This is a genomic window from Pseudomonas hygromyciniae (genome assembly GCF_016925675.1).
Classification (GTDB): domain Bacteria; phylum Pseudomonadota; class Gammaproteobacteria; order Pseudomonadales; family Pseudomonadaceae; genus Aquipseudomonas; species Aquipseudomonas hygromyciniae.
Genome location: NZ_CP070506.1, coordinates 3,822,879 through 3,836,485 on the forward strand (window position 1 = coordinate 3,822,879; position 13,607 = coordinate 3,836,485).

A 13,607-nucleotide genomic window follows, 5' to 3' on the forward strand; every position below is an offset into this window, starting at 1 on the left:
ACTTTGAAAATAAAAAAGAAGTTTCGTACGAACAGGATGGAAGTCTCTTTTACAAGATGAGAAAGCAGCAAAAAAACCAGGTCACAACAACAGGAAATCACTTACGCAACACATCAATCGATAACTAAACAATAAGGAAACAACTGACACTTATTTAAGCTATCAAGTACTTCCCCCTCAACTTTGAAGCGTTGCGGCCCCGAACAGACTGACACTGAGCAACGTGTCGGCCTGAACATGCAGACGTACCGGCGCCGTGCCTCCTGGCATCACCACGGCAACCTCCCCCGCCTCGACCCAACCCGCTCGCCATGCTGCACAGGCCACCGCGCTGGCGCTGGTCCCGGAGGATGCCGTGGGGCCTTCGCCGCGCTCGAATACCCGAGCAATCACCCGATTGGCAGAATCGCGGGCGGCCCATTGCAGATTGACCCCGGCAGCACAAGGCCGGCCATCACCTGCCGGCGGGGCAAAGGCAATCGCTTTCAATGGTGCGAACAGACCCGGCTGGTGCATTTGCCGATTGTCCGGCAAGGCCGACACGTGCTCGACCAAGGTCACACAATGGGGATTGCCGATACGCACAAATTCACTGCGCGCCCATTGCGGGTTGATCGCAGCCAGCACACTCACGTGGTCAGGCGCGTTGCTCGCCGACCCCACTGCTCCCACCGCCTGAGGTCCGAATGTCGGCTGCCCCAACGTCAACCAGAACCCCGAAACCTGCTGATAGACCGCCGGCTCAACCCAGGTCGCCACCGTTGATGGGGCGTCAGGTTTGTCATGGTGCACCCGCAGCTCACAGGCCTGAGTCATCAGCCCGGCGTCCGTCAGGGCCTGGGCAAAGATCGTCAAGCCATTGCCGCTGCGCTCGGCCAGGGAACCATCGGTGTTGACAATCAGCAGGTCATACGGCGGCGCAGCCTGGAACGGCCCGACCAGCAAACCATCGCAGCGATAAGCCTTGGCCTGGGCTGGACGCGGCGCCGTCCCCCAGCCACATTCGGACGCTATCGCCGAGGCTGCCCAGGCCTGACGAGTGCTGGCGGCCAGGGCGGCGCTATCGGGCACGGCAATGCCCCGGCTGCGTAACAGGGTCGGGCTGGCCACTCCGTAGATATTGCCGCGAGCGTCGTAAAACAGGGTCATGGATCATCCACCTCGACAGGGAAAAGCACCTGGCGATTGTGGGCAATGTCGACCCGGGACACCACCCACCAAAGTGGCCTGGAAGGTGGTAATCCTCTGCAAGCAGCCTGGGGTTCACCGCCACTCGAAGGGATTACGCACCATCCAGGCCACCTCAAGCGGGCCCGCTAGCCTCTATGTGGTGCTCATTGGCAAAAGTGTTCCATGTCGTAAAAAATAAGTTCGCTGCGACCACGGGAACCCAGCTCGCTCGATAAGGCCTGATGTGCAAGGATGTTGCGCCGCACATCGTTCGCTGAACGCAAAATCAAGGATTTTCATGACTGCCATCCCCACCCCAGCGCCTGTGATTCCAGGACGTTTGGAACAAATGTCGACCCGCATCGCGTTTTTCATTGCAGGCTTTGGCATCGCGGCCTGGGCACCGCTGGTTCCCTATGCCAAGGCCCGTGCCCAGCTCAACGAAGGTACGCTGGGCCTGTTGCTGTTGTGCCTGGGGGTGGGGTCCATCATCGCCATGCCGGTAGCGGGCGCGCTGGCGTCACGCTTTGGCTGCCGCCGCGTGCTCAGCGCCGGGACGATTCTGCTCTGCGTGGCCTTACCGATGCTGGCCACCGTCAGCTCGATACCGTTACTAATGGCTGGGTTGTTTCTGTTTGGTGCCGGCCTTGGCACGGTGGACTCAACCGTCAACCTGCAGGCCGTGATCGTAGAACGAGCCAGCGGCAAGACCATGATGTCGGGTTTCCATGGGTTGTTCAGCCTGGGAGGGATTGTGGGGGCCGCGGGTGTCAGCGCCTTGCTCGGCCTGGGGCTGTCGCCGCTGTCGGCGACCCTGGTGGTGATCGTGATTACGCTGGCCGCACTGCTCAAGGCGGCCCCCCATTTGTTGCCCTATGGCAGTGAAAGCTCAGGCCCTGCCTTTGCCATCCCCCACGGGGTGGTGCTGTTTATCGGTTGCTTGTGTTTTATCGTGTTCCTGGCAGAAGGTGCCGTGCTTGACTGGAGCGCCGTGTTCCTCAGTGACGAGCGCGGCCTCGATGAAGCCTATGCGGGCCTGGGTTATGCGGCGTTTGCCTTGACCATGACCATCGGCCGCCTGACCGGCGATGCCATTGTTCGTCGCCTGGGGGCCAAACGGGTAATTGTGATCGGTGGTTTGCTGGCCACCGCCGGCATGCTCCTGGCCACGCTGCTCCCGGCGTGGGAAACCGCGCTGCTGGGCTATGCACTGGTAGGCGCCGGCTGTTCGAACATTGTGCCGGTGTTATACACCGCTGTCGGCAAGCAAACCGTCATGCCGGAGCACATTGCGGTGCCCGCCATCACCACCCTGGGTTACGCGGGCATTCTCGCGGGCCCGGCGCTGATCGGCTTTATCGCCCATGGCAGCAGCTTGAGCGTAGCCTTTGTGTTGATCGCCGTGCTCCTGCTGGGCGTGGCGATCAGTGGAAAAATACTGCGGGTGTCATGAGTCCAGAGCACTAAAGGGGCTTGTTGTTTTCAAGCCAGCCGTCAAGGTCTTTACTGCTCAACCATCCCTTCTGGTTACGACTGCCATAAATGCGTCGCCAGCCAGAATGGATGCGCGCCAGTGAGTTCAATAGCCTGGGACGGTCCACCAGGTTTTTTGACATGTACACCAGTTGTTCGCTGTACATCTTTTTCGGCAGCCCGGTGGCGGGGTCCCGGATAACCGTGCCTTGGGTGTCTGTTTCGTCCGGGTCCTTGCTGATTGAGACAAGCCTCTCGATCTGCACGTAGCCGACCTGCTCAAAAAAGTTCGTGCGGTCCCGGGACCTGTCCCGAAGTTCATCAAATGCCGCCCGAAACGCCTGCACCAGCTCGACATTGGTCTTGGCATGAAAAGGGTCCGAGCTGAAGGCATTGGGATCGCTGTTGCCAAACACTGCCGGCACGGCCTTTGACAGGCTTTGCCGCGTGATGAACCCTTCCTCGTCGAGGATCGCGTCGATCAACCGCGGGCGCTGGACAAGTGCCCTGGCCAGCAGGATGGCGTTATTGCGCGCGGGTGTGTCAGTCATTTTTTCACTGGCAATCCGCCGCAGTGACGACAGTTTCAATCCTTCATTTTTCATGAAATTTTTCCAGCACGGAAAAATGATCACCCAGCGCCGTCACGAGCTGGCTATCCGGCAGTTGGGTATAGGGGTTCACATCGGTTGTACGCACCGAAAGCGTGTTTCTCAATTCCTGATGATGCAGCGTCATTTCGTTAGGCGTGGCCCAGCGCAAGGGACGCCGGAACCCCGAAGATCGAATCGTGCTGGGCAACGGCTGATTATCATCCTGCCACCCACGCGGCGTGGTTTCGCTTGAAGCAGCATGAGCTTTTTGTTGTGCGTGATCCGGTATCGCATCATGGCGGCTCGTAATATCGGGCCGCAGAAGAGGTACCCCACCGTCAATTGCCATGTTTCATATCCACCTTTTCTAGACCCCATCTCAGACCGGCTACCACCCCTGTCACTGCAACGGTGGCTCTCCAACAAGCGCAAAGTATGTGGCCTGGCATCCGCAATGGTTCCGGTTGGCCTATCAATTTCGATGACTACATGTAAACAACTGGCAAGACCTGGGGCAGCCTCAGCCCGTCTTTGAGCACCACAACGCTGCCTATCTGGAAACACCCAGCAAGACCTTTAATGCCGTGACCAAGCCGGTTGTCATGCCCGCGGTTTCCGGCACCGGGCCACCTGGGGTGTGGGTGGTACGGTGAGGAAGCAGGCCTTTGGCGAAATCATCCGCCGCCGGTGCCTTGAATGTGTACTGCCCTGGAAAGAACTTTGCCCCCAGAGCTTCAGGCGCCTCCTCGCCAAGCACGTGCTGGGCCTGGACACCGAAGCGTCGGCCCTGCTCACCATTGTCACAGGTGGCTGCAAGAAGGGATTGCGGCAGACCGGGAGTTTGAGTTCCAAGTGACGTTGAAGTCATGTCAACACCCTCTCTTTGAGTGAAACCGTCGGCGTCATAAAGGCCGTCAGATACACGTTGTGTGGCAAACAGCGCAAAACAGTTCCGGACGATTGATATGGCACCGGCGAGCAGGAAAAAGCCGCGAAGAGCCTGCGGCTTTTTCCCGTGGATGAAATACCTGTGCAGTACCGATGATTGATTACGACAACTTCAGTTCGTGCAGCGTCTGTCGGCTAATCCGGCCGTCATAGGGATGGCCAGCGATATTGTCCATTTTCTGCAAGAGACTCGAGCGGCTGACGACTTCTTTCGCCAGGAGGATGAGTTGATCCCTTTGCGAGTTGCCCGTCAGCGGACGCTGGGCCAAGGCACGCAGATCCTTGATCTTGATGGTTTGGTTCCAGCTCCAGCCTTTCAACTTGTCGAAGTTCTCGAACATCGTATTGGCCAGTTGCTTGTCATCCTGGAACTTCAACGGATTGCTGGAACGGACTACGTCATTGATGTTCTGCCAACTGAACCGATCGTCCAGCACGCCCGTACGTCCGTCGCGATCCAGCGCGCTCATGAGTTCCGGACGCTTGAGGATTTCCCTGGCCAGCCTGATGTTCTGATCCATGGCCGGGTTGCCTGTCAGCGGTCTTGCCGCCATGTTGCTCAAACTCTGCCGCGTCACGTGGCCAGGATTTCGCGGATCCTTGAATACCTGGAAGTTATCCAGCAGCTGTTGGGCCAACTGGTCATGACTGCGCTTTGAATAGTGCGGATCGGGCTGCTGGGGAAACGGTCTTGGCGGCGGGTTTCCGTGGATCGGATGGGGCCTTTGTGGCGGACGCCCGCAGCTCGGATCGGGCCTTTGCGGTGGACGCCCGCAGCTCGGATCGGGCCTTTGCGGTGGACGCCCATAGCCCGGATCGGGCCTGTGGGGCAAATGCCCACAATGCGGCGGCCTGGCGGCGAAGAAAAATCCTTTCAAACGGCTGAAAATCCCCTGAGAGAAGTTGTTCTGCCACGTGGAAGCCTGGCTGCTCCAAGGGGCGCGAGCGCCTGCAGCGACGTGCGCCAGCGTCGGTGACTCGGCGAACACCGGCCCCGACTTACCCGCTGGCGCGCTGAAACTAGGGCCACTGGAAGGCGACCCGATAACCGGAGCCTTTGCCTCTTTGGTGTTGGCCCCTTGTTGGGCTCCTTGATGTGTGCCGTCAGTTGGTAGATTGACAACAGGCTGATTGAACGCAGGTACCGACATAGATGTTCTCCAGTGCGACTTGTTGACACGGTCCACCTCACACGCCCAGGCACCTCGACAACGCAGTTATCACAAGGCACCCGTGCACGGAGGGTTGATGGTGTGTGGCAGGCCTACGGAGTTCGGTTCCTGAAAGCGATGAAAGCCGCAAAAAAAAGGTAGGAAATGCACGTTAACGCCCCTTCAATCAGCACAGAAGAATCGTCAGGCGCATACACCGCAGTGCGAGGAAAGGCGCTGTGAAGTACGTCAGCAGCAACGTCTTGGGTCAGCAGGCACATCGCCGCCGGCCCGATCAAGGCGCGGCGACGCTGCCGTCACGCGATCAGAAGCCCACGCTCGCCTGCACAAAGAATGTACGCGGCTCGCCCAGGTAAATCCCTGCGTTGTTATCGCTGGAACGGGTGTAGTGCTGCTGGTCGAACAGGTTTTTTACCCCCACGCCCAGTTTCAGGTTCGACAGTTGGGCGCCAAAGTCATAGCCACTGCGCACGTTGACCGACACATATCCCGGAATATCACCGTACTGACCATTAGCGGTCGGCTGGGTGATATAGGTGCTGGTCGTGCCGGGGGCGCGCTGGCCAGACTGAGCGTAGGCGTCCAGGTTGTGGGTCCAGTGATTGACCGCATATCGCAGCCCCAGGGTCGCCACTTGGCGCGAATACAACGGCAAGTCACGGCCCTTGAATGCTACGTCGCCCTCGGCAGTCGCCCTGGTGTAGGTGAACCCGGCGTTAGCGGTCAAACCCTCCAGGCGTGGGTCCAGGCTGGACAGATCGTAGTGGGCCGAGGTTTCGATACCGGTGTGTTTGGTAGCGCCCAGGTTGGTCCAACCCACGTCATTGCTGACGTACTGCAGCTCATCGGAGAAGTCGATATAGAACAGCGTCACTTCGCCACCCCAGACCTCATCGTTGTAGCGGGTACCGATCTCGTAGGTCTTGGCCTTTTCCGGTTGCAGGCCATTGGCTGTCTGGTCGCCGTTACCGCCCTGGCCCAACTGGAAATATTGCAGGCTGCCGAAGGACGTTTCGTAGTTGGCAAACAGTTTCCAGGCATCGGAGACGTGGTACATCACGCTCAGGGCCGGCAGCGGTTCGTTGTTCTTGATCTCGCGGTGTTTTTCCTGGGTACGCGTGCCGTTCAAGCCCACGACCGGGCGGTCATGCCATTGGGTGCGAATGCTCTCAAAGCGGATACCTGGGGTGATCGTCCACTTGCCGACGTCGATTTTGTCATCAATGTAGAACGCGTTGGCCTCGGTGCCACCGGTACGGTCCTGATAAACGTGGCCGTCATTTTGACCGATCGGTGTGGGGACATTGTTGACCAGTCGCAGAGTGCTGGCCTGTTCGTGCATGCCTTCTTTCAGGTAGCGGTAGCCGACGCTGACTTCCTGGCTGGTCGGGCCCAGGTCGAACACATGGGACACCCGTGGCTCGATGCCAAAGGTGTAGTAGGTACGTGGAAACGAACCGAGGGTCTGCTGGTCACGGCTGGCGATGTTGCTGCCACGAAAGCTGTCGGAGTAGTACGTCAGCACTTGCGCCTGGGTACGGTCGTCCACCTGGCGGATGTACTTGAACGACACATCCTTGCGCCGGCCGCTGAAGTTGTCCCAGTCGCGCACCGACTGATAAGGGTTGGCGTCGAACTGCTTCTGGGTCAGGCCGCCGGGCATATCGGCAGTGGCATCGTAGTAATGAAAGTTGAGCGTGAAGTCATCTTGATCGGTCGGTGCCCAGTGGGTCTTGAGGATCACATCGTCGATGTCGTTACCGTTGTTGCTGTCGCGATAACCGTTGCCATTGACCCCGGAATACAGGAGCGCCATGCCGATGCCGTTGTCTGCGGTACCGCCGACAAAGGCGTTGTCGACATGTTTCCAACCGCCATGGGAAGAGGTTTGCAGGGTGGTGCCGACTTCGCCGGAAAAGGTCTCGGGGATCGCGCGGGTCACGAAGTTGATCACCCCGCCGACGTTCTGCGGTCCATAACGCACGGAACCGGCGCCACGTACCACATCGATGCTCTCCAGATTGCCAGCGGAAATCGGCGCCATCGACAACTGCGGCTGACCATAGGGAGCGAACGCCGCAGGAATCCCGTCAATCAACACCGTGGAACGTGGCGACAGACGCGACGTCAGGCCACGTACGCCGACGTTGAGGGAAATATCGCTGCCACCGGTGCCGTTGGACTCCTGCACCTGCACCCCGGGCACCCGGCGCAGCACGTCGCCGACGTTCATCGCGCCCTGCTCCACCATTGCCTCGCGGCGGATCACGGTACGTGCGCCGGGATGGTTCTGCACCACTTCGGCATTGGCGTCGCCCAGCCAATCGCCTACGACATTGATCGCAGTGGCGCCCAGTTCCAGGGGCGAACCGGCTTCACCGGTGCCCGTGGAGACTGGATGCAACGTCACCGAACCCGCGTCGATCTGATAGTCCAGGCCACTGCCCTGCAACAGCTGGCGCAGGGCCTGTTCCGGCGACAGGTTGCCGTCAATAGCCTGAGCTTGTTTGCCGGCCACCATCTGCGGGCTGAAAAACACTTGCAGCGACGTTTGCTGGCCCAATTGGCTCAGCGCCGCGCCCAGGGGCTGGGCCTTGATATGAATGGCTTCGTCGGCGTAAGCCGCAGGCATTGCGGCACTGACCCCCAAGGCCAGGGCAAGAGGAGCCCAGCGGGAGGTTTTATTGTTGTTCGCAGCGAGTTTTTTCACGTCGTACCTAGTCCAGTGATGCCAAGAGAGCGCGTCGGTTAATGCAAACCAGTTGCAGTTGGACAAGAAGACGAAGAACTCGAAAAAAACCTGAACCTAGCGTGAAATTATTTCCTGGCTACCGTCAGGCAGCGTGCGCAAAGCCACCGGCAGGATGTGCGGCAACGCCTTGAGCAAGGCATCGGTGTCGTTGGATTTGAACACGCTGGTCAGGCGTAACTCGCTGGCCGCAGCGCTGACCCGCAAGGGTTTTTCGCGGTAGCGCGAGACTTCCCGCGCCACCTCGGCCAGGCTGGCGTCGTTGAACACCAGCTTGCCGGTCTGCCAGGCCAGCAGCGCCTGGGCGTTGACCGGACGGGCCGCCGCGACCGCGCCCTGGTTGTCGATCGATGTACCCAGGCCCGCCGTCAGTGTGACCACCGGCTGCGCGGCATGCCCTTGCACCTTGACCGTTCCGGCCTCGACCACCACGCGGGTTTGGTCATCGTCGCGGCGCACGTCAAACCGAGTCCCGGTAACCGTCACCTGCCCGGCCCCGGCCTGCACCACAAAAGGCCGGCTGGTGTCGTGTTCGACGCTGAACAGCGCCTCACCCTGCTTGAGTTCAATCCCACGCCGGCCCTTTTCGTAATGCACCGCCACCACGCTGCGGCTATTGAGGTCCATCAGCGAGCCGTCGGGCAACGCCACTTGGCGGCGCTCACCCAACGCTGTGCTGAACTGTGCGTCGTACACCGCCGGATGATCCAGGCCGCTGAACAGCCCCAAACCCACGGCCACCGCCAGCACACTCGCCGCCATGGCATAGCGCACCACCCCACGACGCTTGCGCGGCACAGGCGTAGCGACCAAGGCCTGCAAACGAACCTTGGGCAGCAGGTCAGCGACGCTCCACAGCCCTTGCAGCACCTCGAATTCATACTGGTGCGCGGGATGCTCCCCACGCCAGGCGTCAAAAAGATGCTGGTCCCCAACGCTCAAGGGATGGTCCTGCAAACGCACGAACCACTGCGCCGCCTCGTCACGCACCGTTGCGCTGCCACAGGCACACTCACGGGTATCCATCATGGAAGATCCTGTTTCAAAGCGGGCATTGGTCATGGGGCCAGCGCGTCCAGGCGATCACGCAGATGCCGCAGGGTGCGGATCATATACTTTTCCACCATGTTTTTAGAAAGCCCCAGGCGCTCGGCGATTTCCTGCTGGGTCAGGCCCTCGATCTTTTGCCAGATGAAAATCCTGCGGCAATTGAGGGGCAATTCGGCCAGGGCCCGTTCGATGGAGTCCGCCAACTGCACGGCGTGCATGAAATGCTCCGGGTCGCCACTGTGCGACGCACCCGGTTCAAAGGCCTGCAACGCCACCGCGTCGTGCCGGTCCGCACGACGATAGGCATCCACCGCAATATTGCGTGCCGTCTGGTGCAAATAGGCACGCGGCTGCTCGACCTGCGCCGACTTGGACTCCAAGACCCGCACAAACGTGTCATGGGCCAGGTCCTCGGCCTGCTGGCGATTGCGCAGGCGACGCGTCCAGGTCCCGACCAACTCTTCGTAGTACGCGAAAAAGCCTGGTCTGCGGGGCGGCTGGGGAGTCATCGGGGATGCACTGGATAGGCGGGGCGTGAATAGTAATTCTTCCTATTAAGTGGAGCAATTGCTTGCCGTCGCCAATCCAGCCTCTAGACCAACCGCTTGATCTGCTTATGCCGCCACACCAACCGGTAATACGCGGTCTGCAACCCCAGCATCACCAGATAGGTCACCGGGAACGCCATCCACACCCCTTCCAGGCCGAAGCGTGCATTGAGCAGATACGCCACCGGCAACTCCACACCCAACACGCAGAAGATCGAGATCGCCACCGGCATCAGCACCACGCCGCTGGCGCGCATGATCCCGCCTATCACCGCCTGGAAGCCGAACACCAGAATGCTCCAGAGCATGATGTGCAGCAGGTGTTCGGCCTGGACCCGCGCCTGGTCATCGGTGATGAACAGGCCCAGGAGCCAGTGGGACAAGGCGTAACCGAGCAGGATCAGGCTCCCGGTCAGGCACAGGTTGATCGCAAGTCCGGTGCGCAGGATCGGCCCGATGCGTTCCAGGCGCCCGGCGCCGATGGCCTGGGCGCCGAGGATCGAGGCGGTGATGGCAATCGACAGCGCCGGGAATTGCACATAGTTGACGATCTGCGTCACCGCGCCATACGCCGCCGTGGCCTGGGAGCCGTGGCCATTGACCAGTGCCAGGATCACCAACTCCGACAACGACAGCACCACCATCTGCAAGCCCGTGGGCAGGCCGATGCGCAGGACTTTGCCAAGGATCGCCCGGTCCAGGCGCAAGGCCGCCAGCAATAGGCGGTCCGGCGCCATCACGTGGTTTTTGTGGCGCAGGCGCAGCACCAGAAACAACATGGCCACGGCATTCGCGGCCAGGCCGGCATAGGCCGCGCTCTGGATACCCATGGGCGGCAGCCCCAGCCAGCCGCGGATCAGGGCCGGGGTCAGCAACAGGCCAACCACGGTCGAAACGATCAGCGCCAGCAGCGGTGACACCGTATCGCTCACGCCCCGCAGCAGTTGGGTGTAGAGGATGAACACCAGCAACAACGGCATGATCAGCATCATCACCTGGGCATAACCGACCGCGTCGTCCAGCACATCCAACGGTGTGCCCAGCGCTTGCATGGCCGGGCGCGCGAACAGGCTGCCGAGCACGGCGGCGATCAGCCCGATCAGCGCGCCCAGGGTCAGGGTCGCGCCGGTGATGACCTTGACCAACGCCGTTTCGCCCGCGCCCCAGGCCTGGCCGATCAGCACCGAAGCGCCCGCCCCCAGGCCAATCACCAGGGCGATAAAAAAGAACACGATGGGAAACATCCCCGACACCGCCGCCAGCGCCTGGGTGCCGAGCATTTGCCCGACATAGATACCGTTGAGGGTGCCGGAAAAACTCTGCAGGAAGTTAGACAGCACCATCGGCGCAAGAAAGAACAGGTAGACCTGCCACAGCGGGCGTTGCAAAGGGTTCTGCATGAACAGCGGGGCCTCGGATTTACACAGCGACCGAGGGTTTATAGCGTATTGGATCCGATGTTGCTGTGTTTTAACCCGCCACCCCGCTTACAACGCCTATCCCAGCATTTCCCGCAGCCGGTACCACAACATGCCCAGTGCCAGTAATGGCGAGCGCAAGGCCTTGCCGCCCGGGAACGTCATATGCGGCACCCGGCTGAAGGTCTCCAGGCCCTGGCTGTGGCCGGCATGGATAGCTTCGGCCAGCAGCCGCGCGCACCAGTGGGTGACATTAAGCCCATGCCCCGAATAGCCCTGGGCGTAAAACACGTTGGGGTACTGCTGCAACCTGCCGACCTGGGGAAAGCGATTGGCGGTGATACCAATCTTGCCGCCCCATTGGAACTCAATGGCGGTAGTGGCCAGTTGTGGAAACACCTTGAGCATTTTCGGGCGCATATAAGCCGCGATATCCACCGGATCACGCCCCGAATAATGACAGGCACCTCCGAACAGCAGCCGACGGTCTGCCGAGAGCCGGTAATAGTCCAGGCCGACTTTCTGGTCGCACAGCGCCAGGTTCTGCGGGATCAGTTGATCGGCAAGCGCGGCCGGCAACGGCTCGGTTGCGATGATATAGCTGCCGGCCGGCAGCACCTTGCCGCTCAGGCGTGGCTCCAGTTCTTCAAGGTGTGCATTGCACGCCAATACCAGGCTGGCAGCCCGCACAGTGCCGCTGGCGCAGCGCACCTGCACGGTGTCGCCATGGCTCAGTTGCAGCGCCGGGCTTTGCTCGAAAATCCGCACGCCCAGCGCCTCGGCCACGCGGGCCTCGCCCAGCACTAGGTTGAGCGGATGCAAATGGCCCGAGCCCATGTCCACCAAACCACCGGCGTACAGCTTAGAGCCGACCACCTGCGCCATATCCTGCGCCGCCACCAGCCGGGTTTCAGGCACATAGCCCAGAGCAGCCAGGCTTTGCTGCTCGCCCTTGAACGCGGCAAATTGCGCCGGCGTATTGGCCAACTCACAAAAGCCCCAGCGCAGGTCGCAGTCGATGCCATGCTCACGGATGCGCTCACCCACCAACGCCACCGAATCGATCCCGGCCCGCTGCAGGTAACGCACGCCCTCCTCGCCCACATGACGGGCAAAGCCCGAAACATCATGGCCGATCCCCCGGATCAACTGCCCTCCATTACGCCCGCTGGCGCCCCAACCAATACGCCGGGCTTCCAGGAGGATCACCGAAAGGCCGCGCTGGGCCAGTTCGATGGCGGTGTTGACGCCGGTAAAGCCGCCGCCGATCACACACACATCGGCACTCAAGTCTTCGGCCAGCGCTGGGCGTTCGGGCATGGCATTGGCCGAAGCCCGGTAATAGGAGCGGGCGTGGTCTTGGGACTGATTCATCGGTTGGACTTCACTTTGCTCCAGGCGCGGGTCATCACACGCATGATGGCCGGGCTGGGAGTGGTGGAAATGTACAGTTTGTCGAGCACCTCCTGGGGCGGGTACACCTCAGGATTATTCACCAGCTCCGGTGCCATGAAGGCCTTCGCCGCCGGGTTGGCGTTGGCGTAGCCGACATAGGTGCTGACCTTGGCAATGACCTCGGGGTCCAGTAGATAGTTGATAAACGCATGGGCCTCTTTCGGGTTGGTGGCGTCTGCAGGAATCGCCAGCAAGTCGAACCACAGGTTGCTGCCCTCCTTGGGAATCGAATAGGCGATGTTCACCCCGTTCTTGGCTTCCTTGGCGCGGTTGGCCGCCTGGAACACATCGCCGGAGTAGCCGAAGGCCACGCAGATATCACCATTGGCCAGGTCCGAGATGTACTTGGAGGAATGGAAATAGGTGATGTACGGGCGCAGGGTCAGCAACTTGGCTTCGGCCTTTTCATAGTCGCCGACCTTCTCGCTGCGCGGGTCCATGCCCATATAGTTGAGGATCGCCGGGAACGCTTCATCCGCCGAATCGAGGAACGCCACGCCGCATTGCTGCAGCTTCTTCAGGTTCTCGGGCTCGAACATCACCGCCCACGAATCGATATGGTCGATGCCCAGCACTTGCTTGACCTTGTCGACGTTATAGCCGATGCCATTGGTGCCCCACAGGTACGGCACCGCGTGCGCGTTGCCGGGGTCGTTCTGCTCCAGCAGCTTGAGCAACTTGGGGTCCAGGTTCGGGTAGTTGGGCAATTGCGCGCGGTCCAGCTTGAGGAACGCCCCGGCCTTTACCTGGCGCCCCAAAAAGTGATTGGACGGCACCACCACGTCATACCCGGTACGCCCCGCCAGCAGCTTGCCCTCCAGGGTTTCATTGGAGTCGAACACGTCGTAGACCACCTTGGTCCCGGTCTTGGCCTGGAAGTCGGCCAGGGTGGTCTCGCCGATGTAGTCGGTCCAGTTGTAGACACTGACCGTCGGTGCGGCGTGGCTGGCGCTGCTGAACACTGCGGCCAGGGCCAGTGGGAGAAGCTGTTTGACGAGAGGCATATCGACACCTTTTTTATGGTTGGTGGT

General features: G+C 60.7%; 12 protein-coding genes. 1 reads left to right on the forward strand and 11 read right to left on the reverse strand.

Going from position 1 to position 13,607, the window contains the following annotated elements; all coding sequences use genetic code 11:
* Window positions 1–177: 177 nt before the first annotated feature.
* Window positions 178–1,149 carry a diaminopimelate epimerase gene (locus JTY93_RS16865; RefSeq protein ID WP_205476700.1) on the reverse strand — a complete coding sequence of 324 codons (972 nt, stop codon included), beginning with the start codon at window positions 1,147–1,149 and terminating at the stop codon, window positions 178–180.
* A 319-nt stretch (window positions 1,150–1,468) separates the two neighbouring features.
* Between JTY93_RS16865 and JTY93_RS16870 the strand changes: the two genes are divergently transcribed.
* The gene (locus JTY93_RS16870; protein ID WP_029296682.1) at window positions 1,469–2,623 is read left to right on the forward strand and encodes an MFS transporter; all 1,155 of its coding nucleotides are present in this window, start codon (window positions 1,469–1,471) and stop codon (window positions 2,621–2,623) included.
* Between the two features lie 10 nt (window positions 2,624–2,633).
* Here the strand turns inward: JTY93_RS16870 and JTY93_RS16875 are convergent, their stop codons facing one another.
* The 10 genes from JTY93_RS16875 to JTY93_RS16920 form a co-directional block, all read right to left on the reverse strand.
* Window positions 2,634–3,248: a type III secretion effector protein gene (locus tag JTY93_RS16875; protein WP_169995036.1), complete on the reverse strand. Its 615-nt coding sequence runs from the start codon at window positions 3,246–3,248 to the stop codon at window positions 2,634–2,636.
* Window positions 3,238–3,585, reverse strand: a complete 348-nt coding sequence (locus JTY93_RS16880; RefSeq protein WP_205476701.1) for a hypothetical protein — start codon at window positions 3,583–3,585, stop codon at window positions 3,238–3,240. Before JTY93_RS16880 ends, JTY93_RS16875 begins: the two co-directional genes overlap by 11 nt.
* Window positions 3,586–3,786: 201 nt before the next feature.
* Window positions 3,787–4,104, reverse strand: coding sequence for a hypothetical protein (locus JTY93_RS16885; RefSeq protein ID WP_205476702.1), 318 nt, complete (start codon window positions 4,102–4,104; stop codon window positions 3,787–3,789).
* A gap of 181 nt (window positions 4,105–4,285) precedes the next feature.
* The gene (locus JTY93_RS29155) at window positions 4,286–5,335 is read right to left on the reverse strand and encodes a type III secretion effector protein (protein WP_240344277.1); all 1,050 of its coding nucleotides are present in this window, start codon (window positions 5,333–5,335) and stop codon (window positions 4,286–4,288) included.
* A 325-nt stretch (window positions 5,336–5,660) separates the two neighbouring features.
* Window positions 5,661–8,066 carry a TonB-dependent siderophore receptor gene (locus tag JTY93_RS16895; RefSeq protein ID WP_205476703.1) on the reverse strand — a complete coding sequence of 802 codons (2,406 nt, stop codon included), beginning with the start codon at window positions 8,064–8,066 and terminating at the stop codon, window positions 5,661–5,663.
* A gap of 96 nt (window positions 8,067–8,162) precedes the next feature.
* Window positions 8,163–9,131: a FecR family protein gene (locus tag JTY93_RS16900; protein WP_205476721.1), complete on the reverse strand. Its 969-nt coding sequence runs from the start codon at window positions 9,129–9,131 to the stop codon at window positions 8,163–8,165.
* Window positions 9,132–9,163: 32 nt separating this feature from the next.
* Window positions 9,164–9,664 carry a sigma-70 family RNA polymerase sigma factor gene (locus tag JTY93_RS16905; RefSeq protein WP_205476704.1) on the reverse strand — a complete coding sequence of 167 codons (501 nt, stop codon included), beginning with the start codon at window positions 9,662–9,664 and terminating at the stop codon, window positions 9,164–9,166.
* Between the two features lie 83 nt (window positions 9,665–9,747).
* A complete protein-coding gene (locus JTY93_RS16910) occupies window positions 9,748–11,103 on the reverse strand; it encodes an MATE family efflux transporter (protein ID WP_205476705.1) in 1,356 nt (451 codons plus the stop codon).
* A 96-nt stretch (window positions 11,104–11,199) separates the two neighbouring features.
* Window positions 11,200–12,495: an NAD(P)/FAD-dependent oxidoreductase gene (locus JTY93_RS16915; RefSeq protein WP_205476706.1), complete on the reverse strand. Its 1,296-nt coding sequence runs from the start codon at window positions 12,493–12,495 to the stop codon at window positions 11,200–11,202.
* Window positions 12,492–13,580: a polyamine ABC transporter substrate-binding protein gene (locus JTY93_RS16920; RefSeq protein ID WP_205476707.1), complete on the reverse strand. Its 1,089-nt coding sequence runs from the start codon at window positions 13,578–13,580 to the stop codon at window positions 12,492–12,494. The genes JTY93_RS16915 and JTY93_RS16920 overlap by 4 nt, the downstream gene beginning before the upstream one ends.
* Window positions 13,581–13,607 lie beyond the last annotated feature (27 nt).

What these genes read in the sequence shown, in the direction of transcription:
- JTY93_RS16865 (WP_205476700.1), bottom strand. Translation starts at nt 1,149, where the DNA reads ATGACCCTGTTTTACGACGCTCGCGGCAATATCTACGGAGTGGCCAGC.
- JTY93_RS16870 (WP_029296682.1), top strand. Translation starts at nt 1,469, where the DNA reads ATGACTGCCATCCCCACCCCAGCGCCTGTGATTCCAGGACGTTTGGAA.
- JTY93_RS16875 (WP_169995036.1), bottom strand. Translation starts at nt 3,248, where the DNA reads ATGAAAAATGAAGGATTGAAACTGTCGTCACTGCGGCGGATTGCCAGT.
- JTY93_RS16880 (WP_205476701.1), bottom strand. Translation starts at nt 3,585, where the DNA reads ATGGCAATTGACGGTGGGGTACCTCTTCTGCGGCCCGATATTACGAGC.
- JTY93_RS16885 (WP_205476702.1), bottom strand. Translation starts at nt 4,104, where the DNA reads ATGACTTCAACGTCACTTGGAACTCAAACTCCCGGTCTGCCGCAATCC.
- JTY93_RS29155 (WP_240344277.1), bottom strand. Translation starts at nt 5,335, where the DNA reads ATGTCGGTACCTGCGTTCAATCAGCCTGTTGTCAATCTACCAACTGAC.
- JTY93_RS16900 (WP_205476721.1), bottom strand. Translation starts at nt 9,131, where the DNA reads ATGGATACCCGTGAGTGTGCCTGTGGCAGCGCAACGGTGCGTGACGAG.
- JTY93_RS16905 (WP_205476704.1), bottom strand. Translation starts at nt 9,664, where the DNA reads ATGACTCCCCAGCCGCCCCGCAGACCAGGCTTTTTCGCGTACTACGAA.
- JTY93_RS16910 (WP_205476705.1), bottom strand. Translation starts at nt 11,103, where the DNA reads ATGCAGAACCCTTTGCAACGCCCGCTGTGGCAGGTCTACCTGTTCTTT.
- JTY93_RS16915 (WP_205476706.1), bottom strand. Translation starts at nt 12,495, where the DNA reads ATGAATCAGTCCCAAGACCACGCCCGCTCCTATTACCGGGCTTCGGCC.
- JTY93_RS16920 (WP_205476707.1), bottom strand. Translation starts at nt 13,580, where the DNA reads ATGCCTCTCGTCAAACAGCTTCTCCCACTGGCCCTGGCCGCAGTGTTC.